16 protein-coding genes are annotated in these 22,174 nt (G+C 59.1%); 3 read left to right on the top strand and 13 right to left on the bottom strand.

Annotation, left to right across the window (positions count from 1 at the left end; all coding sequences use genetic code 11):
• Positions 1-172 precede the first annotated feature (172 nt).
• From CBR61_RS14215 to CBR61_RS14200, 5 genes are all read right to left on the bottom strand, one after another.
• Positions 173-1,660: a serine hydrolase domain-containing protein gene (locus CBR61_RS14215; RefSeq protein ID WP_088914964.1), complete on the bottom strand. Its 1,488-nt coding sequence runs from the start codon at positions 1,658-1,660 to the stop codon at positions 173-175.
• A 191-nt stretch (positions 1,661-1,851) separates the two neighbouring features.
• A complete protein-coding gene (locus CBR61_RS16925; RefSeq protein ID WP_157696616.1) occupies positions 1,852-2,496 on the bottom strand; it encodes a hypothetical protein in 645 nt (214 codons plus the stop codon).
• Between the two features lie 140 nt (positions 2,497-2,636).
• Positions 2,637-2,927, bottom strand: a complete 291-nt coding sequence (locus CBR61_RS14210; RefSeq protein WP_157696615.1) for a hypothetical protein — start codon at positions 2,925-2,927, stop codon at positions 2,637-2,639.
• 347 nt (positions 2,928-3,274) lie between these two features.
• Positions 3,275-4,108 (bottom strand): CPBP family intramembrane glutamic endopeptidase, encoded by an 834-nt coding sequence (locus tag CBR61_RS14205; protein WP_088914962.1) that lies wholly within the window; start codon positions 4,106-4,108, stop codon positions 3,275-3,277.
• A gap of 346 nt (positions 4,109-4,454) precedes the next feature.
• The gene (locus tag CBR61_RS14200) at positions 4,455-5,237 is read right to left on the bottom strand and encodes an IS5 family transposase (protein WP_088914961.1); all 783 of its coding nucleotides are present in this window, start codon (positions 5,235-5,237) and stop codon (positions 4,455-4,457) included.
• A 173-nt stretch (positions 5,238-5,410) separates the two neighbouring features.
• On the opposite strand from CBR61_RS14200, the gene CBR61_RS14195 reads away from it, so the two are divergent.
• On the top strand, positions 5,411-6,724 hold the full coding sequence (locus CBR61_RS14195; RefSeq protein WP_088914960.1) for an erythromycin esterase family protein: 1,314 nt from the start codon (positions 5,411-5,413) through the stop codon (positions 6,722-6,724).
• A 216-nt stretch (positions 6,725-6,940) separates the two neighbouring features.
• On the opposite strand, the gene CBR61_RS14190 is transcribed toward CBR61_RS14195, so the two are convergent.
• Together CBR61_RS14190 and CBR61_RS14185 are read right to left on the bottom strand one after the other, a co-directional pair.
• Positions 6,941-7,633: a LytR/AlgR family response regulator transcription factor gene (locus tag CBR61_RS14190; protein ID WP_233996974.1), complete on the bottom strand. Its 693-nt coding sequence runs from the start codon at positions 7,631-7,633 to the stop codon at positions 6,941-6,943.
• A 2-nt stretch (positions 7,634-7,635) separates the two neighbouring features.
• Complete coding sequence (locus CBR61_RS14185) at positions 7,636-9,264, bottom strand: sensor histidine kinase (RefSeq protein WP_157696614.1); 1,629 nt, start codon at positions 9,262-9,264, stop codon at positions 7,636-7,638.
• Between the two features lie 346 nt (positions 9,265-9,610).
• Between CBR61_RS14185 and CBR61_RS14180 the strand changes: the two genes are divergently transcribed.
• Positions 9,611-10,417: a LuxR C-terminal-related transcriptional regulator gene (locus tag CBR61_RS14180; RefSeq protein WP_088914957.1), complete on the top strand. Its 807-nt coding sequence runs from the start codon at positions 9,611-9,613 to the stop codon at positions 10,415-10,417.
• A gap of 428 nt (positions 10,418-10,845) precedes the next feature.
• On the opposite strand, the gene CBR61_RS14175 is transcribed toward CBR61_RS14180, so the two are convergent.
• The 4 genes from CBR61_RS14175 to CBR61_RS14160 form a co-directional block, all read right to left on the bottom strand.
• Complete coding sequence (locus CBR61_RS14175) at positions 10,846-14,055, bottom strand: hypothetical protein (RefSeq protein WP_088914956.1); 3,210 nt, start codon at positions 14,053-14,055, stop codon at positions 10,846-10,848.
• Positions 14,049-14,918 carry an ABC transporter ATP-binding protein gene (locus CBR61_RS14170; protein WP_088914955.1) on the bottom strand — a complete coding sequence of 290 codons (870 nt, stop codon included), beginning with the start codon at positions 14,916-14,918 and terminating at the stop codon, positions 14,049-14,051. The genes CBR61_RS14175 and CBR61_RS14170 overlap by 7 nt, the downstream gene beginning before the upstream one ends.
• 287 nt (positions 14,919-15,205) lie before the next feature.
• Positions 15,206-16,231, bottom strand: a complete 1,026-nt coding sequence (locus CBR61_RS14165; RefSeq protein WP_088914954.1) for a tetratricopeptide repeat protein — start codon at positions 16,229-16,231, stop codon at positions 15,206-15,208.
• Between the two features lie 357 nt (positions 16,232-16,588).
• The gene (locus CBR61_RS14160) at positions 16,589-17,125 is read right to left on the bottom strand and encodes a hypothetical protein (RefSeq protein WP_088914953.1); all 537 of its coding nucleotides are present in this window, start codon (positions 17,123-17,125) and stop codon (positions 16,589-16,591) included.
• Between the two features lie 739 nt (positions 17,126-17,864).
• Here CBR61_RS14160 and CBR61_RS14155 point away from each other — a divergent pair.
• Complete coding sequence (locus tag CBR61_RS14155; RefSeq protein WP_088914952.1) at positions 17,865-19,274, top strand: DUF4189 domain-containing protein; 1,410 nt, start codon at positions 17,865-17,867, stop codon at positions 19,272-19,274.
• 471 nt (positions 19,275-19,745) lie between these two features.
• On the opposite strand, the gene CBR61_RS14150 is transcribed toward CBR61_RS14155, so the two are convergent.
• On the bottom strand, positions 19,746-20,960 hold the full coding sequence (locus CBR61_RS14150; protein ID WP_157696611.1) for an alpha/beta hydrolase: 1,215 nt from the start codon (positions 20,958-20,960) through the stop codon (positions 19,746-19,748).
• A 73-nt stretch (positions 20,961-21,033) separates the two neighbouring features.
• The gene (locus tag CBR61_RS14145; RefSeq protein WP_088914950.1) at positions 21,034-21,624 is read right to left on the bottom strand and encodes a hypothetical protein; all 591 of its coding nucleotides are present in this window, start codon (positions 21,622-21,624) and stop codon (positions 21,034-21,036) included.
• Positions 21,625-22,174: the final 550 nt, after the last annotated feature.

Genomic DNA, 22,174 nt, shown 5'->3' with positions numbered 1-22,174 from the left:
ACCAAGTCACTTCACCTCACACCACGTCGGGCTCGGCGCGAGCACCTATTTGTAGTAAGTCAATCAGACGGTTGAGACGCGCGTGCGCAAGAAACTTTGTTCTTGCTTGGAAACAAACAAGTCAGCGCGGTACCTGCACCGCAGTCTGCCAGAAAGGCTTCATTCGTTCGATTCACGGAAGTCGGGACCGCAACACAGCAGCCCGTTTTTTCAGCCCTTCGGAATTCGGTTCGATAGCAAGTGCGGCAACGATGCTCGCATGAGCAGCGTGGATATCGCCACGAGCTTCCTGCGCGTCGGCCAAGCTATCGAGAGCATTGGCAGAACGAGGAAAGGCCAATGCAGTCAGAGAAAATACTGTTTCAGCTTTGTCAGTGCTTCTCTGATTGAGGTAGGCGTAGCCAATGCTATTCAAATCAGATTCTTCGATACTGTAGCGTCTCGGGATCGCCGACATCTCCTGTTCAAACCAACTTTTGACGAGCGCGATGTCTTCAGAATCAAGTTTCTCAACCAAATCCCATCCAATTGGAGCCATAATTGGCGAAACCTCGCGTCCGAGGGCGATCTTTGCCAATGCAGATACGTTGGTATCAACACTATCGTCTTCGCTGTTATTGGTGAGCTGGATCACGGTGACGCGGCTATCGGGAAAATAGGAAAGGTCTGACTTGAATGCCCTCCAATGACCCGCATGGGAAATCCTTCGCATGCCAACAGCGTCGGGCTTCAGGCTGAAACCAAGCCCATACGGCACTTCTTCGCCGTTCAGAAGTCGAGCAGGTGTTGTTGCAAGCTTGTAAAGCCGACGTGGGATGACCCGTCCATCATTCAAGGCATTCTGCCACTTCAGCAGGTCAGACGCCGTAGAATATATGCCTCCTGCTCCGCGAAGGAAGAGCCTGGGCAGCTGATCAACAACGCGGCGGCTGCCATCTGGTGCGGGCTGAAATCCCCATGCTCGACTAGTGCTGAAGTCTGCATTGTCGGGCGTGCGCAGGAATGTGCTTTTCATGCCCAGCCGCTTGAAGAAAGACTGTTCGAGATAGACGTCAAACGGTTGGTCAGCCACATGCTCGACCAAGGCAGCCAATACAATATATCCGGTATTGCTATAGCTATAGCGAGTGCCCCGCGATGATTCTGCTGGCAGGTTGCCTTGTGCCAGCACCGAAATGACATCGCTTCCGGTGATTGGTGCACCATCTGGAGTGCGACGCAGCTGACTGGAGTAATACGGCAGGACTTCGGGAATTCCCGAAGTGTGCGACAAAATGTCTTGAATGGTCACACCATCGTAGGGGAACGTGGGGAAATGGGTCGTGACCTTGTCGCTCAACGAAAGCCGACCTTCAGCTACCAGCTTTAAAACCGCCACGGCCGTGAATTGCTTGGATATTGAGCCAATATCGAAACGGTCGGTCACCTTCAGTGCTGTTGCCTGCTCGTCGCCCGAGTCTCCGACTGCGCCTTCGAAAACAGCTTCTCCATTGCGAGCCACAAGATACACGCCGTTGCAGACGTGCGCCTTGTGGCAATCGCTGAGGTACTCAAGATAGGCTTCACCGCGTTTGGCGTGATCTGGAGCGGCAGAAGCCCCGGCTGTCGCGACTAAGGTCGCACCGACACCCAATAGGAATACGACTTGCAGACGTTGCATTGGTAACCGCTCTTTTTTGTAGTTGAGTGTAAAAAAACGAATAGATCCGGACCGTCGATCAGTATAGGGTAGGGACGAGGCATCGCATCCCTTTCTTCTCCCTAGGCCTTAGCTGCACCCTGTTTGGCTATGCAGAAAAATGACGCCGCTTGATGAAGGCCAATCCCGCGATCGGACATTCTTGGTGTGCTCTAGAGGACCACTTTTTTCGGCTTTTCGCATCGAGGATGGGATCCGAATTTACGATCCCGGTCCACGTCGACCCAATGCAGCGTCAGCACCGTTTCCTTGCCTAGCGGCGCGATAAGCACTCCACTCTCGCCCGGCTGTCGATTAATGAACCGAGCATATTTCGCATTAAGTGCCTGGTTGAGTTCGCCCCGTTCCGACGGACGCTCCATGCCCGAGTAGAGCCGACTTATGCTGGTGACCCGCCATATCATCCTCTCGGGCATTGATGTCGGTAGAAGTGAAACGGTGACTATGGTCTTGTGGCCACCCTCAGAAATGAATGTGCCTCTGAGTCCGTTTGGCGCACAGGCGGCGGTAACGCTCGCCATGCTACCAATGAGTTCGCGGTCGAACTCCCCGACGATAAGGTAGCTGGGTACACCATCTGTACCGAAGCCAGGGAACACTTTTGCGCGACGGGCTCTGTCTTCCTTACGGATCCGGTTCACCCTCTCGGAAGTGTAGGCTACAGTCTGCCAGTCGATCGCGCGGAGTTTGTCCAACCCGTCGCCAATGCACACCTCCTGCACGCAAGGGTGATCGTCAGCAGGCTGCGACACCGCTTGAGATGCCGAGAACATTGCCGCTGATCCGAGTGCGATCATGGTCAGACTTCTCTTCATGTTGCTTCGTTCCAAGTTAGTTTCATGTATCGACACGCAGCGGTTGGCGTTGCAGCGCTATTGCGCTGCAACGCATCCTCTGAAGCTATTGCTGGCGCTTCTCTCCGTTGGTTTTCCGAAGATCAGGAGCAGCCGGCCAGAGACTGTGCCTCATACAACTTTTGCCGGATCTCTGCGAATTGTGAGGTGATCGAGGAAAGGTCGGTGCCAGCCAGCCGAGCTGCAGCTTCCATCCGTCGCTGATTTGCCCCGAGATCTGCCGAATACTTGGCGAGCTGAGTGCAATCCATCGCGGACACGTCCTTTTCGCCAGTGCCCGGCGACAGACCCAGCATACCCGGGTCAAGTGACGCGCAAGCGCTCAGGCTCAACGCGGCCGATGATGTCAGTAATGCAAAAAGTATCTTTCTCATGTGTCGCTCCCGTCCAAAAAAGGGGGTTGGGGCGATACAATTGCACCCTTTGGGTCCCAAGGCATGCCAACAAGTGTACTAGTTCAATGATGCCTTGCGAGAAGAAAAAGCTATCCGCTAATGAACTTTTCATTAAGCTGAGACTATGGTGCCGGCAGGAAACGTATAGCATTCACGGCGATACAAAGTGTCGACATCTATCAAGCTGTGGCGCTGAAGAAGGGGCAAAGTACCAGAAAAAAGCGACGTTTGTGATCCCTCTATAGCACCTATCAAATGAATCTCCTCTCCCTCGACAGGGCTATTAGGACAATCCTGATGAGATCAATCGCGCCACTTTGTGGAGGTTAGGCGGAGGTTGGCCTTGCGAAACGTAAGGTCCAGGCAATGACTGTGACCGCGACAACGAAACTGGAGACAGCAAGCGGTAGGCCGCTGGGTAGCGCACTGCCGTCAAGGCCGGGAAGAAATGCGCTGAAAAAGTCTGCCTGCGTATTCAAAAACAAATGCAGTGCAACTGCGGGAAGAACATTGCCATTTGCCGCTTTCGTGACCATCGCCAAAATCACCGACCATGCGCAAACCCACAGCATATAGCCCAAGAAGGGCGCTGCTCCGGCAAACACTGTATCCCAGAACAAGGGCAGGTGCCAAAGCGTCCAGATCGGTCCGAGCGCCAACCCTGCGAGCCATGTCGGAAACAGCCGCTCGAACTTCGCCAGAAGATAGCCGCGCCAGCCAAACTCTTCCGCAAGCGGCCCAGTCGACAGGTTGAGGAGTGTCAGGCTCCCAAGCCAGATCATGAGGTCAGGGCGCCCGCGTCCCATCAGATCCTCAGGGTGAGAGGCAAAAGTCAGCAGCCCGGCCGCAATTGGAGTGCCCAGCACGAGGAGCAGTGCCTTGGGATCAAAACGGGCCAGAACGGTTCGTTTTGCAAATTCTCCGAGGCCAACAGATCCACCCTCGACATAGCTAGCCGCAAACCCACCCAGACTAACTCCGGCAGGTAGCACAAGAAATGCTAAGGTCGCGGTCAGCTGGTCTCCGCCATCGGCAATCTGCCGTATGACAACCCACCCTCCCCAAGGTATCGCGAAGGCGAAGATGATGAACGTGGCTATTCCGAGCGAATTGCGATCAGGATAGGGTACGCGTTTTTTCAGGAGCGTGGGGACGATCATAAGCGCCCGGCTAGACGACAGCAGGGCAGCAGGAAAGCTATCTGGTGTATTAGTTCAATCACGTGATGGTCGCCCAACGCGTTGCCTGTGTTGCACGAAACTTGGGCAAGCTGCCATTGCCATGCCTCGCCACCAGCAGATGGAGGGCTGCAACCAAGACAGAGAGGCAATTGTGTTTGCGGGCGTCACCGCTGCGTCTCTTGGCCACTTGAACGCGCCCAGTTTCGTTGTTTCTTAATGACCGGCCATTCCCCCAGTGTTGGCGAATCATGGCATGAAGATAGACGAGAGATAGACTTGCACTCTGACATCGTGCGCTACCTGACGACCTAGCCCGGGCATTGATTTAGGTCGCGTTGACAAAAGATTTCAGCCATAGGCGGGCGGCGGCGAGGTTGAGGAAGCTCTCGAAGGAGAGGATGGTCTTGTCGTAGCGGGTGGCGATCCGACGCTGCTGCTTGAGCTTGCCGAACATGCGCTCGACGCGGTTGCGATCCCGGTAGCGGCGATAGTCAGGATGCTCGGGCACCTTGCGGTTCGAACGGGGCGGGATGATCGGCAGGATGCCCCGGATCAGCAGGCTCTCACGGAAGCGATCACCATCGTAGCCTTTGTCTGCCAGCAGCGCCTTGTGCGTAGTGACCGGGATCTCCATCAGCGGCTCAGCAGCGGTGTAATCGGAGGCCTCGCCGCCGGTCAGGATGAAGCCGAGAGGCAGTCCCTGATTGTCGCAGCGGGCGTGGATCTTGCTCGTAAAACCGCCGCGTGATCGACCAAGAGCGTTCGTACAAGCCCCCCCTTTTCCGCCCGCTGCCGAGACATGGCCGCGAACGCTGGTGCTGTCGATCATGTGCTGCCAGTAGTCGGTCAGCCCGAGATCGACCAGCGTTTGCAGCAGCGCATCCCAGACGCCCTGCTCAGCCCAGCGCCGGAACCGGACATAGACCGAGTTCCACTTGCCGTAGCGCTCGTGCATGTCGCGCCAGGGGCAGCCGACCCGCAGCACGTGGAGCATGTCGTTGAGAAAGCGCCGATTATCCCCAGCGGGACGCGCCCAGCGACCACGCTCAGCCGGCAGCAGCGGCCCGATCAGTTCCCACTCCGCATCCGACAAGTCTCCACGACCCATGACTGCTCCTCAAAAAGCAGTCTTGAATCAGAACTCGGGCCAAATGGGAATCCCTTTTGTCAACACGGCCTACCAACACTTTGGTTACGCGGTGTCTTCGCCTTCTTCGCGCTTCCCTCGAGCCTTACGCTTTCCGTCCGGGTCATAGGATTTGATGCACTAGGCCGATCGCGATGTGGAACAAGGCGGAATTCGCTTTTATTTCTGGGTGTATGAAAATGCTTCCTCTTATTGGCCTGACAACACTTATTGCTTCGGGAGCTGCGACGCCCGAGGTGTACTTGTCACCAGCGACTGTTGTTGCGGAAGCCTCGGTTGAGATTCGCGATGATCAGGCAATCCCGGAGTTGGATGCTGCCGTCCAAAACGCCCGCTTTGTTCTTCTTGGCGAACCCTGGCACGGCGATGGAGGAGCGATAGCCTTGCGCTCTGACATCGTTCGTTACCTGTCGACCAGGCATGATTTTGATGTGATCGTGTTCGAAGCTGATTTCTTTGCGATGCATCGCGGATGGCAGGTGGTAGTCAATGGAGGCGGCTTAAAATCTTACGCAGATGAGAATGTTTATTCTTTCTGGAGTCAATCAAAGGCCGCTGAAAATCTCTGGTCCTTCGTCGATGAGCGGCGTAGGAATGGGCACCGAATAGATCTTGCAGGAATGGACACTAAACTTGTTGGTAAATGGAGCCGCGAATTGCTTCCGCAAGAGTTGGTCGAGCAACTGAGCAGGCTTCCTGAAAGCGATCCTCAGGAGGCCGCAAATGCTGGCAGCACGCTGCGCCGGTTGCTGCATCCACATGAGAAACCGCCGGTCACGGAGGATGCATTCTCTGATCTGGTCAAGCACGTCGATACGCTGGCTGCAAACCTTAGAGGGGAAGACGAAGCGACACTGTTCTGGCGACAGGTCGCGGAAAGCCTTAAACGCAACCTCTCGGGCGAATACCGCGATCCGGGAATGGCGGACAACCTCATCTGGCTTGCAGAAAAACTTTATCCCGACCGCAAGATCATCGTGTGGCTTCACAACAATCACGGGTTGACGGACAAATGGTCATTCTACGATAGTGATGATCCCACCATAAAAATGCTAGCAAAGTCTGAAACTAGGCGTTCTATTGGTGAGCGCACCTATGTCGGCGAGGCACTGCGTCGATATTACGGGCCGAAAGCGGTTTATTCGATTGCGACTATATCTTACACAGGCACGTACAGCCGCGACATAATTCCAGCTCTCGTCGGGCAGGCTGCAAACTTTGCCGACCTTGCGGCACTTCCGGCAACGCGACCCGATGCTCTTGAAACGGCTTTGGCTGCGCTAGGCAGAAGGCGAGCGTTTGTGGATCTGCGGAAATTCAAGAATCTGCAGCCTGTCGCCAATCGTGCGATTGATTATTCGCAGTTACCCGAAATAGCGTTTAGACTGCAGGATGGCTATGATGGCCTACTTTTCGTCCATACAACGCATGGACTGAACTCTCAGTAAGCGATAGTGAGCTGATGCCGCTCGCGGTCAGTCGCGGGTTCGTTCGCGCAAGCCCAAAAAGAGCGTGCTGCACAAGGAGGTCGGTATTAAACCGCGATCCGAAGAGGTTTCCAAATCGTTGCGTATGCTGGCCTTACACGTTGAACCCTGCCGCTCGTAGGTTTGCAAAGGTGTTGGCTAGGTTGCAATAAAGATCGCCGTTGTAGGTAAACGAACCTATGTTGCAGGCCGAGCAAAGCTGTTTTTACCTGCTTTTCGATAAGATCGCCCGATCGGGACAACCTGGCCGTCGTCGAGCAGCACTTGACTGGCGCGCTGCTCTACAATCCGCTGACGGTTGACGATGCAGCTGCGGTGAACCCGAATGAAATGCCTCGCTGGAAGCTGCGACAACAACTCTTTCATCGTGATGGTAGCCAACAAAGTTTGATCACCGGCACAAACCGCCACATAATTGCCTCGCGCGTGGACGCAGGTGATATCGTCGAAGCGGAAACGCCGCATGGCGCGATCAACCTTCAGCACAATCTCTTTTGGTTCTTCGCATGCGTCCGGGTTAGTGAGGATACGCCTGCGACGGACCTTGGCAATAGCCTCGGCGAACCGAGCAGAACTCACTGGCTTCAACAGGTAGTCAATCACGTCAAGTTCGAAACCTTCATAGGCGTGCTCCTGATGCGCGCTGACAATAATCGTAAGAGGTGGATTGTGGACGCCGCGCAACAGGTCGAGTCCGCCAAAGACCGGCATGCGGATATCCAGAAGCATCAGGTCGACCGTCTGCTTCTCCAACTGGGTGAGGGCTTCGGAGGCATTCAGGCAATGCGCAACGATCTCGATATCGCCTTCGCGCTCGCATAGGTGCGCCAGCACATCGTGCGCTAGCGGCTCATCGTCGACGATCAGCACCTTCAACACAGAACCAGCTCCAGTTGAAGCCGCGCGCGCCATTCCCCCTGATCCGGTCCGCTGCTAAGTTCGAAGTCAGGACCACAGAGCAGTTCCAGCCGTCGACGCAAGTTTGCAAGGCCTGTGCCCGGCGCGCTGTCCTGAGGTTCACTCCGAAGAGAATTGATGCACTCGAAACAGAGTGTCCGTCCCCGAACTTCCGCTCTGATTTGCACCGTACATGGTCCATCGAGCGGCTCCACCCCGTGCTTGAAGGCGTTTTCGACGAGCATGATGAGTAGCAGCGGCGGCAGGCCGAGCCTGTCCCGTGAAAGAGGCCAGCTGGTTTGCAAGGTGCAGCGGTGCCCGAACCGCAGTTGCTGCAAATCGAGGTAGTTCGTGATATAGGCGATCTCCTCGTCGAGCCCGACGCATTTGGCCTGGCCGCGATAAACCACATAGCGCAACAGATCGGACAGCTTGACGACGGCGCTTGCGCTCTCGGTCCGGTTTCTGAGGCACAGCGCATAAAGAGTGTTGAGGGTGTTGAACAGGAAGTGCGGATTGATCTGCTGCTGCAGCAAGTAGAGTTCGGCCCGTACCGTCTCATGCCTGGCGCTGGCTTGAGTCTGTTCGGCCTGCAGCCGCTCGACTATCAACAGAACCGGGATCAGGATGGCCGTCAGCCAAATGGTGAACCGGTAGTTGATCGGATCGAAGGGATTGTGGCTTTCGGACGGGGTTAACGTCCATTCTGGGATGTTAAGTGGCATAGCGATGCCAATGGTGGCTGCCAATGGCGTAGCCAAGACCACACATCCGACCAGTGCAAACGCAAAGGGCACAATACCCAGCTGCCGCAGCACACGCTGCACCATAATGTAGCGGCACACCCAGTACCATCCGAACAAGACGCCAGCCATTACAGTGAGCTGCGTCATATACCACAAGGTCTCGCCAGGTTCGGACAGGATACGCTGCCCGTCAAACCAGGTGTCCAGCGGCTGGTTGCGCACAGCGTCTGGGGTAGATGCAAAAAGTGAGGTGCAGATCAGCACCCACAAGATCAGCAAGATGCCGATCGTGCCGTCGAGCGTGATCGGCACCCGAAGTATCGGTGGCCCGGCTGCAGTCGATCTGTCGCCGCGTGTTCGCGCATCTGGGTGCAGCGCCAGGAAAATGAGGCTGCATCCCGCCACCAGGCCCCATTCCCATGTCGCGAGGTTAAATTTGGGCGCGACTATGCCGAGAATTGAGGGGTAAGCCAGTAGGCCGGCCAGCCAGATGAATATCGCAGGCCATAGAGGCCAGCGACAGGCCGCAATATGAGCGCTCAAAGCCGGTAAGAGGAGCGCTCCGGTTTGGCCGGTATGTTTGGCGAATGCGCTCCATGACACGTCAGCGGCGGCCAATTGATCAGCCAGGCTCACTATCAGCCCCGCCGATATCACAGGCAACGAGAGAAGCAGGAAACGGCTACGCGTCAGATCTCTGAACTGCTCCACGTGCCTTCCCCGATGCTCCCTCGTTGAGCCTTGGTCATAGAGCTGTCGGAACGGAAGCCAAAGATGACGAATGGGGGAGTTCTGCTGATAAACTGCAATCGCCGGTAGCTGGCGAATGTTTGTCACGGCAATGCCGCCATCGATCACTGTGCCGTTGCGTGGACCTCAAGCCGCAGGCAGCGAACTTGCTGCAAAGCGGAGGATAAATGCAGGAGTCGCTCCTACTTGGTGAGGCCTGTTGTGGCGGCGTTGAAGCGCTGGACGGGACCGATTTGCTGGCTGGAAACTTCGGCCTTGCCGGTTCCAGATTGCCAAGCAAGTTCACGCTGGTACGCCCCCTGGCGTCAGACCAGGCACCCGACCTTGGCATAGGCCCGCTCGACGCAATCGATCTTCTGACCAACCCCGTTGCAGTAAGCTCCAGACCGGATCCCTGTCTTGCAAAGGGGCCGGCGCTTCCGATCAGGCCTTGGCGGAAACCGTCGTGGCACTGATGCTCGGTCGGCGCCACGGAAATCAGGGGCCGTATTCGTCCATGGCCCGGGAGGCCGGTTTTTGCTCATGCCCCCCGTCGACGCCGGAGCAGTCTTTCGGATTGCCGCTCCATCCTGCAGGCGTAACCCACGATTCTGGCACTCAGCCTTCTTCGCACAGCGCGGACAGCCTTCACGTGGAGCTTGTGGCGTTAGCCGAGACGCTGCCGCTGTTCCGTGATGCCCTTACGCAGTTGGTGGAGCGTGTGTGCCCTGGTGCGAAGGTCTTCCACGCCGATTCGATGACCGACTTGGCCGGTCTGGCCGAACGGGGCTTTCACCCTGATCTGTTCCTCATCGATCTGGCCTTGCCCGGAATGATGGCCGGCCTTGCTCTATCTCAATTGCGCAAACAGCATCGCAGGGCAGCGATCGTCACGTTTGCTGCCGATGACGATATCACTTTGATCATGCAGGCGATGCAATCGGGCAGTGACGGGTTCGTTCACAAGGGTGCGGCACGCGAACAGTGCATTTCAGCGATTGGCCGGATTCTGGCCGGCGAGTTCGTTATCGCGCAGAAGGGCAATGCGAGCGGGCTCGCGGCGCACGCGGAGAAGGCCCCGATCGTGCTTACCGCTCGTCAGAGCGAAGTTCTTGCGCTGCTGTCCGAAGGGGCCTCCAACAAGGTCATCGCCCGGGCGCTCGGCATCTCTCATCTCACCGTGCGCCTGCACGTCTCCTCTCTCCTGCGGATCTTCGGCGTCAGTCGCAGAGATGATGTGGCGCCCAAGGCACGTGCGATCGGCATTTTCGAGCATCCGTGATGCTTTAGGCGGGCTGCGAAGGCCGTTGGAGCCAGACGATCATTGATCTGCATGCAGGCCGGATTCGCCCCCCAGGTCCCAATCCGTCACAAGCGATGCAGCTTTAACTTAACGTCGTAAATTGCCCGTCACCGCTTCATTTTGCGACACGCTTGCGGCCATCACAGATGGTCTGAGGTCCGAGCCTGCGAATGGCACTGCGCTTATTCATCCACCTCGACCAGATCAGTGGTCAACATCGGCGATAACTCGGCATTGCCTGCGTATGTCCCGCTGGTTGCAAATTCGTCGCCTAGCCCGGCTCGCAGGCACCCGCCGCTTCTGCTGACCTATTGGAAGCCTCGACCTCTTATGAGCGGCATGCAACCACAGGATAGGTGTCCCTCGCCGCACGCCCGGCGAAGAGCGGGCACTCACGCCAATCTGCCTCAGTCGAATACACAACCAAGACCGGTGAGCTGATCCTCGAGCGGGTTAGACGATAGGAAGAGCGCGGCGACCTGCTTGCGCATCGAGGGCACGACATTGGCAGTGATGGCGCTAGTGAACTCAATGGACCTGGCAGGCGTACGGGTCGCTTTGCTTCGGTCTGCCATACTCTTGAGCGCGTCAATGAGAGGCTTGTCGCCAAACCTTGACCGGGCGCAGGCGAACACAAGCGTGGCGCGCGAATACATGTCTTCACTGGCTTCCGCATCGATTAGCGGGGCAACAGGCTGATCCGCTTCGAGTCTCGCCTTCCGATAGCGATCCCGTTCAAACCGGACCAGCGCCTCCATTGCTCGTTTGCCATACCGGCGCTCGATCATCACAAGTTCAGCGTACTTTGCCAGCGACTCGACCAGAAAACCGCGTTCCTCGGCGACTCCGTGTCCGAGCAGATGTCCGAACCATTGGTGCGCGGTCTCATGCGCGGCGCGGCGATAGACCTGGCTAAACCCGGCACCAGGTTGTGGCTCGGCGCGAAAGCCGAGGCGGTGCGATATCTCCATGATCTGGGGATAGGCATAGCCGCTTGGCCCAATGTCAGGAATGGCGACAAGTCGCAGGGCATTGCCCGGATAGGGTGCGATGTCACGCCCCAGCCAGGCCAGCGTGTCACGCATTGCCAGAAGATTGGGATCATCGTCTTCGAGGCTCTCGGGCGAATAGGTCTCGATCGTCAAGGCGCCGGCTGTCCAGACCTGCGGCTTCCATGGCACGGCGTAGAACACCGGAAGGTTCCGGATCGGCCCGGCGGTCCGATAGTGGAAGGTGCTGCGTCCTTTTCCTTGACGGCTGCTGACGCGATCACCCTGCGCGACAACGTGATATTGGCTGTCGGTCATGACAATTGTGTCAAGCCTGACGAGGTCGCGCGTAAGCGAACCGGCAGGCGGAGAGGGCAATGCCGACGGGGGGAGCAGCCTGAGCGGAGCGAGGCCCTGTTGCTGCCGCGTGACGGGATCACGGAGCGTCAGTTCGCGCTTGAAGCCGACCACTGGCAAAATGGCGTGGATGGGCACGCTGCTGAACGACGGGCGCAGGACAAATGGGAAAGAGGCGCCTTCAAGCCCCGACTGGGTCAGCTCCGTTTCGAAGTCGAGATCGACTGTGTCACCTGGTGCAAGCGGAAGGTGCATTCGATAGATCGTCTGGCCGAGTACAACATCCCGGCGAAGGATCGATGCATTCGCAAGCCTGACGGTGCTGCCCTGATCGAAAGGGTTCCGGCCGACCAGGATCTCGGAAACCGGGCCAGCGGTACGATTGATGAGGCGAAGCCGCGCGCGGATGCTGACCCGACCTTCGCGTTGCCGGACATCAATCTCGGCGCCGATGTGTTCGATTTCCGGCTGCGGGCGCTGCAGCCACGCGGCATAGCGCCGCTCGTAATCGGCACGTTGCGCTATCCGCACGTCCGACGGGACCAGCAGACCTTCATTCCGCAATTTTTGATCGATGAGGGTGCCTTGCCAGGCAGCGAACCCCAAGAATGCAGCAGCGAGCAGTCCCGCAGGTTCGCGCAGGACGCGGCGGCGCGATGGCTGGCGCATCGGAAGGGTCCGGTGATGCCAGGCCGTCGCCAGGCAAACTACAGCAAGGCATGCTGGCAACCAGAACAACAAGTATTGGATGTGTCCGGACAGGCTCCCTTCGAACCCCCAGTAATGGTCCGGCTCGGCTAACGGGGTGAACAGCGGGCGCCAGAGCGGGTGCTCAAGCCCTAACCGGGGGGCGAGACTGGTGAAGCCCAGCACGGCCAGAAGCAGGCACGCGAGGTTTGCCACAAACCGCGGGCGCACAAGAGCATGCAGGGCCGCGAAGGCTGCGGCCATCAGCAGCCAGACAGGAAGCGTAAAGCCTAGCTGGCGGGCGAACTCGATGGGCTGAATGGCGGATCCCTTGAGCCATTGCGCAATGACTACGCTCGTGCCGGCAAGGGCCAGGAAGATGGCGGCTATGCACCACAGGCTTGCGATCTGGACGAGCATGAGACGCGCCGGTCGATGCGGTGTGGCCGCGTAAAGCTCGTGCATCCGCGTGGCCGGGTACATCCGGCAGGCCCTGTCGGCCACATAGAGAAGCAGCAGTGCCCCTGCGAAAGGCACCACATCCCACATCACTCGGTTGAGCGCATCGCGGCTGTCCGGCAGAACGCGCGACAATTCTTCGGCGTAATCCGGCCCGGCAAATGCTTCAGGAAAGATCATGGCAAACCAGCCTGCGATCATAAGCACGAAAATCCGATCGCGCAGGACGTATCGCAAATGAAGTGCAAAGCTGCTGTATTCACGGTGGTTGAACCAGCGGCTGCGGAACTTGCCAATGCACTTTATGGCCTGGACTATGGGCCCGCTGGCTTTGGTGTCTTGCTCGGCCTGGTTAGGCCTGTCTCGGATCCCTCTGAGCATAAGAAGGCAGATCGTCAGCCACACGGCCCTGCCCAGCGCCAGATTCACCTCGCGCGATTGCAGGAACCCACTTCGGGGCATGGCGCTTGTCATTGTGGTGGCGCCATAGGGATCGAGGACCAGCATCGCTTGCCACAGCCCGGGGAATACCATTTCGCTTCCCGCGATGAGCGGCAGGCCGATCAAACTGGCGACCGCCAGATAGGCGATCCAACCGATGGCGGCCGCAGCGTACAGGAACCCGCTTCCCCCCGTGCGGCATGCCACCCACGCCAGCGTGCTCGCCCAGACGAGGCAAGAGGGAAGGTGCAGCGCCAACAGCCACAAGGCCGAATGGCCCATCATCGACGACACATGCCCCGGATGCTCGCCTGCAAGTACCACGACAAAGGCGAACTGCGCGATCAGGCATGCGCCCACAAGGACAATGGAAAAGTTGCCAAGACGCATGGCCAGCCACTGGCGCAATGGTATCGGATAGGCCCCGAACAGCTCCGCCATGCCGTGATCACTCTCTCGCAGGTAGTATAGCGGGCCGAGCGCGCCGGCGAGGAACGGCAGGATAAAGGCGGGAATGAACAGATTCGTTCGCAGCAGCGCTGCAACGGCAGGCGTACCAGGGTCTGCCGGGCTGCCGTCGGCGATGACCAGGCTAAAGCCAGCCGTGATCGCAAGTGCGATCCAGACGAGCGGGTTGCGTGATTGCAGGCGCCATTCGTTGCGCCACTGTAACTGATTTAGCATGATGCCGCCTGCGCCCGGCGCAGCTCGTCAAAATAACGATCCTCAAGGGTAGGCTTTGCCGCAGAAAATCCGTCGCCCGGACAGGTCATGCTTCGATAACGATGTATCGGAGCCCCGCGACGGAAGGCGGAATTGAGCAGCACGGCATCCGATACGGGATCTGCCAGAGATGGTCCTTCCCAGATGAATCCGGTTATGTCTCCGACCAGCGCATCGGTGGATCCACGGGCAACGATCCGGCCCGCATGGATAATGGCGACTTCACTGCACAGTTGCTCGATGTCGTCGACGATATGGGTAGACAGCAGCACAATGCGCTCATTGCTGAGCTGGCTGAGAAGGTTGTAGAGGCGCAGCCGTTCTTCCGGGTCGAGCCCGGCGGTGGGTTCATCGAGAATGAGCAGGTCAGGATCGCCCAGCAATGCTTGTGCGATGCCAAAGCGCTGGCGCATCCCTCCAGAGAACTTCGTGACGGGCCGCGACGCATGGGCCGTCAGATTGGTGAGTTCGATAAGGCTGTCGATCTGACGCGTGGTCGTGGCGTCATCCGGCAATCCCTTTAGCACGGCCATGTGGCGCAACAGGGCCCGGCAGCCAATATAGGGATAGGCTCCGAAGGATTGGGGCAAATAGCCTAGCCGCCTGCGCAGTGCGAATGGGTCGGCAAGCACGTCGATGCCGGCAAAGCGGATGCTCCCGGCGTCAGGCGGCTGCAGGCCGGCGAGAGTACGCATGAGTGTGCTCTTGCCCGCGCCATTGGGACCGAGCAGGCCGAACATTCCGGGCCCCAGGACCAGATCGATCCCATCAAGGGCACGCAGATTGCCGCGGTACGTCTTTCTCAGCTTGCAAATCTCAAGCATGGGTACTCCGCCACCAATTGTGCTGGGCTGATTGCTCTCGCCGATGACGGGAGCAAGCGAACGATGACGACAGGGTTATGAACAGTGATGAAGCGCAGTTCTCGGCCCGTTTGCAGGCAATCGGCCCATTCATCATCGCATTCGCGCTGTTCGTCATTTGGTGCATCGAAGGACTGCCTCCCTTCCGCCAGACCAGCTCCTAGTCAAAAATGGCAGGCCACGTGGACGGCAACTGACCAGACATCCCGATGCTGATCAGATGGGCTGTCGTAGCCAAGGGCACCGCATTATGGCCGCGGCGCCAGAGGAGGCGGCGGTGATGCAGGGGCCGACGCATCCGTTTCGTCATCAGGGAGCCAGGCTTCAAGCGAGAGAACGATTGGATCGGTTGGATTGAGCGCCCGCGCCTGCCCGAGCCAGCGCCGCGCGGCATCAACACCCAGATTGGGGTGCGTCGGCTTCGGAACATAGCTAGCCATCGCGGCACCGGCACAGCTCGCAGCCGAACCTAGCGTGCAGCCCTTCGCGAACCAGTGAAGGCCGAGCAATGGCTGTTCGGCGGTTTCGAAACCGATGAGATGCATCAGTCCAGCGTTGTAACATGAGGGGCCCGAGCCAAGCTCACAGCCCTTTTCGAAAAGGCCGATGGCCTCGCGCGGCGCACCCGCCTGCTTGACGCCTTCCTGAGCGAGGTTCCCAAGTCCCCTGCATGCTGCCCCGTCGCCGGCCTCACAGGCCTTCCGGTAGAAAATCGCCGCTGTCGCTGGCGGTTCGGCTCCCAGGCGATGATCGAGCGTGAGGACCGCGAGGTTCGTGCAGGCAATCCTAGATCCGCGCTTGCACACCTGCTCGAGAAGCCCACTCGCGATATCCAGATTGTCTGGCACTTCCGGCAAGCCTGCAAGCGCAACCGCAAGGTTGATACAGGCCTCGTCGGAGCCGCGGCGGCATCCTGTCCAGTAATAGTAGGATGGGCCGACTGAAGTTTCGTCCCGAACCTGTCCCTTGTCGAGCATCAGTCCATAATTGAAGCAATTCGAGGCGGGTCCGTCGGAATGACATGCTTCATAGAAGAGAGCCGCCGCCTTCGGCAGATCGACATCGACGCCTTCACCCCGATAGTATATTTCGGCAAGCTCGCCGCAGGCTTCGGGCTCCTTCGCTTCGCAAGCCGAGTGGGCGAGCGTGCGCGCCCTGCCGAGGTCCTGAAGCCCGTAGTCAGGAGATCGCAAATAGTGGATCAGTTTGGTGCAGCCGAGCTGAAGCTCCAGGTCACAGGCAGCGGTGTAGCCTTCAATGATGGTCACGATCATGCTCGGATCAGGTGACCTCGGAGCAGGCTGGGCATTCAGTTGGTCAACGATCATTTGCGCAACATTGAAACAGCTTCGCGGCTCCTGCTTCTGACATCCTTCCCGGAACATGCGGATCGCAATGTCCTCGCGTTCGGCAAACAGTGCTGCGTGGCCTCTCAAGTAGGCTTGGGCAGGTTCGGCAGTTGGGGAGGTTATGTCGCCTCTAATGAAAGGCGGAGGAGGGTTCGACGGCGATTCCTGCCCTGCTGCTGCCCCGGCAGTGCAGACGGCGAGCGCCGCAAAAGCGATCGCGAGAAGCTGTCGAGTTGAGAGAAGGTACATCGTTTCTCGATCCGCGATCGGTTCGTTCCGGAATCAGCCAGGCCCGGCCTTACCGCCCTGCGTGAAGTCGTGGACGAACTGTCCGGTTCTTCGGGCATCGAACTGCGCCTGAAGGGTGCATTTGACCCTGGCCTTCGTGCATTTTCCTCGAACTGCCTTCATTGCCCGCGCTGCGGTTGTCTCGGTCAGCACCCCATGTTCGTCATTCGAGCGGTAGGCCTGCAACACGCCATCGGCCGCAAACTCGATGACGGCACATTCACGTCCGTCCGTCGCGATCTGGCAGGCATTGATGGCCTTGTCCGCAGCCGCTGCGTAGGTCAGCTCGCCGCTCGAGATGTAGAGTTTGCCGTCGTACCCTTCCGCGCCATTGACCCAGGCCGCGGCAAGGTAGCGTTTACGGGCTTCGCTGCCGGGAAAATGTTGTCGCGTGCCGGACCCGTACTTGAACACCTGCTCGCAAGGAAGAAAGGCGTCGCTACGGCACGCCTTCTGAGCCGTTGCGATGCTTTCCTCGTCATACGTCCACGCCCAGAACAGGACACCGCGTGCACTGCGAAAGACCACCATCGTGGAGTTGCCCCAGCCACCCCCGGACCGGCAGCCACCTCCCATCACATGGTTGCATCGTTCTAGCGAGATGCGCTCTCCGGAATGGCGCGGCCCGGTATATCGCCCGTCGACCCAGATATCCGATGCGTCCTCATGATAGGCGAATGCGGCGTGGGTGCCCCGTGACACTGCGGTGGTCGGAGCTCCTGGAGCTGCGCCAGGGATGCACAGCGGGACCGTAGCCCCGCCCGGTTCGGTCTTGACTGCCACCATTTGTTCGCCGGGCGCGCCTGTGCAGGGCACCTGCGCTTGGGCAGGCGACGCCATCCCGAGGAACGCAAGGGCCATCGCCGACAACATAGCGAAGGGCCCCAAGCGAAAAAGGACCATGATGCCTCCAAAGATGACGCAGCAATCTAGTCGAGGTGCACCGGTCGGCAATCGGCATGATGCACTGCTACATGATTGCCGATGGCGGGCGCGTTCGCGGCAGTAGCCCAAATATGAACTAGTTCCTGCAGCCGCTTATGAAGGCGGCCTTCTCTGGGTACGAAGTTGCACACTGAGGCAGTCTTATGTTGGGGAGTTGGGCGAGGTGGCGACTTGGCGGAAGCATCGCAAGCAGGGTTTGAGTGTCCTTTCGCGCTCCATTTGGAAAGCCGCGGCTGTGGGTGCGCTAGGCATCGTCTCAATCACTGTAGCACCTGCCAGTCCGGCCCAGGCACAGTCTCCGTGCAGCGGTGCTCCGGGCGAGCGGATGGTCGGCACGACGCAATCCGGCAACGGCGTTGCCGGCACGCCGCTCTGCGTCATCGATGGGTCCGCCGCGCCGGATTCGCGTGCCATTCGGGCCAGGGTCAAGGCGCCGCCGCCGCCTAACGGATGGGAGCAGCGGTTTGGCGCCTTCATCTGGTTCCCGACGTGGGTCGGCATCAACCAGCACTCTGATGGCGAACGCTATGGCTATGCGCTCGTGATCAACTATCCGACCGAAGCCGACGCGCGGAAGGCGGCCTTGCAACAGTGCTTGCGCGAAGTTGCGCCGGGCAAGGAGCAGGCCTGCACCGAGGGCATGATCACGCCGATATCCAAACCGTTTTTCAGGATCATGTTCAGTCCGCCGCGCCAATTTTCGATGGACGAATACACCAAGTTGCAGGCCCTTATCGATGCCCGTCAGGGGTTCGTCTTCCGGAGCGGAGGCTATGTGAAGTGCAACGTGTCTGCTGGCACTGCCGCGGGCTGTACCGATGCCCTTCTCGGGTTGGGTCGCAACGGCGTTCACAAGCAGCCACTTGAACCCAGTGCGCGTGCTTTCGTGGCCTGTCCTGCCGGTCCGATGGGCGGGGAGATGAAGGTCGTCGGTAGCGACGGCGCATCGGGCGCGCCGGTGCCGCTGTGCGGGCCTGACTGGGATGTGATCGAGCCGCGTCTCCACCGTGATCGCTACGATGGGTTTGCGGTGCATCCGCTGCTGAAGGGACCGCCCTTTGCGAGTGGCGGCCATCTGGATGCAGCCACTGCGGAAGCCGCCGCGCTGGCGCTGTGCTCGGGTGTGTTCGGCGCAGGCTGCCGGGCCATGGGCTTCCACGTCAATGGCTACTCGGCCGTCGCCGTTAATGACCGTGGCGAGATGTTCCTGGGCAAAGGCGATGACCGAGCTGGTGCTATCGCCGACGCGCATCGCCTGTGCGATCGCACGCCCGGCCAGATCATCCCGTGCCCCGTGCTTTCGCTTCGCCTTGCCGGGGCGCACGGCGACCAGACGGCGACGCTCTATTCGAACAAGGCGGCCTTTGGGGCGGTTGCTGCTCCAGGCGGCAGGGTGGTGCAATCCGGGAGGGCTTGGTTCAGCCGGGGCATGCCGAGCCGGGAAGAGGCAGAGCGCTATGCCCTCCAACATTGCGCACAGGCCAATCCCTCCAAGGCCAAGTGCCAGATCATGGGCAGCGGCGTCAGCATTTTGATGACCAGCTGGGTGGGGCTGGACGGAAGTGCCGGTGTGTTCGTCAGGTATTCCGAGAGCGGGAACGATCGGCTCGATGAACTTCTCAAGGCGATATGCGCAAGCCGCGGGACCCTCTGCAAGTCGACTGATTCTTTCTCATCGGACGTCATGGCGCCCGATGTAAGTACATTGAGGATCGGCAGCTTCGGCGGCGACTGATCGGTTTAGAGGCATTGGCTCCCTCTCCGGACGCCGGTCCGCCGCACGCCGCCTGCGTCGAGCCGACCGTATCAACAGTCCGCGGGGGTGGTAAGGGGTTAATCCCCGGCCGAAAGCGGCTCCGATGCAAGTGCCTCCCCAAACAAGTTCGTGGATTGCCGCAGGGGCATGCGGTCGATGACGAGACACCTAATGACTTTGGTATGAGCGTTGCTGGTGCAGGGTGCCACCAAAGGATCTTGCGCGCGGATTGCGGATCTTGAATCTCGCTGATCGGCTTTAGATGCCGCCTCTGCTACGCACTGATGTCGCGAGCGGGCTAGGGGGAGGTCGCCCTGTCGCCGTTCCGCCTCAACAGCATGCTCGTTTACGATCGAAGCTTCATGGTCAGCCTCTCCAGCGAAGTACCTTGTGTAGGGAGGACCGGGCATGAGAACAGGGTCATCCATGTTGTTGCCATGCGAGCTTCGCTCAAGGCTTTACAGGGCACGTCTCGCTCTCCGCCGCCCTTCTGCCGTCCTTCGCAGGGAGTACGTCACCAACAAGAGCAGCCATTGTTCGACCTGGTTCTTCCAAGGGCACCTGATGAGCCGAATTCCGGAATTCGATCCATTTCTTCCAAGGCGCGCAGACTCGGTCAAAGTAGTTCCGTGCCATGTGGGTCGGCGTTTGCCAGTCATGCGAGCCCTGCATGACGATCCAGGGCACTTTGAGCTCACTTCCGACACTGCCTTGCGCTGTCCAGCCGCGCGCCGACCTGAAGACATCGCGCATGTTTGTTTCGTAGGTCGCATCCGGGAGGAGGAGAGCTGCCATGTCCGAAATTTCGGCCGTCGGTGAAAATAGGGCCATCATTGGAAAGGCGAGCGAACTGCCGTCGTCACTGTGCCAAGAATGTCCGGTCTCCCTTACGGGGATTTGCAGGATCCAGTCTCGCAGCTCATCGAACTCTCCTGACCTGGGCGGAGGCCCAAGCCGCTCCATCTGCGCGAACGTGTCGATGTCGCCCATCTGCCGCGCCTCTTCCATGAGCAGCTTGCGCCGTTCGGCCCAACCATCCTCCCACGCCACGACCTGCCCAGTCGTGACCAGTGCATGCAACAAGTCCGGGCGGCGGTGGGCGATTTCGAGACCTACCAGGGAGCCCCATGAGTGTCCCATGATGAAGATCTTCCGTTGGCCGAAGCGATTGCGAAGATATTCTGACAGTTCTATTCCGTCGCTGGTGATCTGGTCTCTGGTGACCGACCCGGCGAGCTTACGTTGATCGATAGCTGAACGCCCAAAGCCGCGCTGATCCCATTGGACAACTGTGAAGTAGTCCTCCCAGGGGCGCTTGAAAGCGTAGGCCATGTCAGAGACCGTGTCACCAGGACCACCATGCAAGAACAGCAGGACGGGTTGCGACCGGTCCTGCCCGCGCACCGTGATCCACTGCCTGACGCCGCCGACCGTGACATAGCGCGCCTCGTCGATCCCGCTTGGCGCAACGATCTTCTGGACAGACGCACTCGCCTCCTGCGCCTTGCTCCTCACGTAGAGCGCACCGCAGACTGCGGAGACCGATAACATAATGGCCGCGCCGGACAGCAAGCTAGCGTATTTGAAGATTTTGCGAGGCTTGCCTTGAAGCGACACGAGTATCCTTATCTTTCGGCCGACCGGTACTTGTTCGGGGCGCTGCAATGTTGACCATATCGATCAGCTCGGCTCATCCGATGTTCCGCATACATGCTGAATTTCGCACTTTAGTATGGTTTCAGGGAGCAGCCGGACAGCGGCGCAACACTTCTACGTTTTCCGGATTGCCCGAAGTGCGGAACGCTGCATATGGATCTGGCTCCCAATCGGAATCCCCGGAGGCGCGCTCGATCTGGCCGAGGCTCAAAACTGTTAGTGTCTTGTTGTCCCGCGACAGGCGCAGGACGCGGCGTTCATCGAAGGTGCTGCCAGAGATTGACATCGTTGCGTCCATCACAATCTCCCGTTCAGTCCCCGCAACTGGCTCGACCAGCAACGTTCGCTCCGCGATTTCGGGATGGATGAAGCCGCGGGGCGTCATCCAAGTGCTTGCGTAAGGCAGACCGCAATCCTTTGCGTCGGCCGCCCACTCGCCGACAAACGCAGCAGGGACAGGATCCGCACAACGCCACAGCCGGCTCGGCAACTCGTTGTTGCCTTCGAGGTCAGCAAGATCCATTGCGAGCCGACGCGGATCGGTGGTCAATCGCATGATTGCGCGCGACCGGCCACCACCCCCAGAAATCTCGACCAGCGCATCGTAGGTGATGGGAGATTCGGCCACCCACGTGAGCGAGAGTATTTCAGCGGCGCCCTCCTCGGTCACCATTCCATATTCCGATATCTGCCAGAGAGCGGAAGCAGACGGGTTGGCATGACAAAGTCCCGGATCGCTAACCCACTCACCGCGAAACTCCTCCGGGAGTCCGGGGCCACGCGGCTGCTCAGGGTGCGATGCAGTTTGGCTGAGGGCAAGCAGGCTGGCAGCGAGAAGGGGAGGCATGGGAAATCTCTTGTGCGCAAGTCGGGCGAGCAGCGTAGACAGCCATACTCTGCGTCCGAACCAACGATGAGGTACTAGTTCACTGCAGTTCGGCACGGTCAGGCAGGCCGTGAAAAATTCTCAAGATCGGCTTTGCGTTCGAAAGCCAGATATCTGGCGTACGCCTGCCAGTTCGCTGCTCGTTCCGTTAGATCTCGTTCTCCGGGCTATCGGGATTGGCGCAGCGTTAGTTGTATGGCTCCGGGGGGGAAACGAATCGCGCCGTTGCGTGTGCGCCGCGTTCTCAGTGCTCTACCTGGCGTGCGCCCTGTCGGGCGCGATGTACGGCATCCTGCTATTGCACCTGACCATTGCTCCCGGTGCCCCCTCCGCCGCG

It is taken from the genome of Porphyrobacter sp. CACIAM 03H1 (genome assembly GCF_002215495.1).
In the GTDB taxonomy this organism is placed as follows: domain Bacteria; phylum Pseudomonadota; class Alphaproteobacteria; order Sphingomonadales; family Sphingomonadaceae; genus Erythrobacter.
The sequence above is the reverse complement of the archived record's forward strand: the minus strand, read 5'-3'. Positions and strand labels throughout refer to the sequence as shown.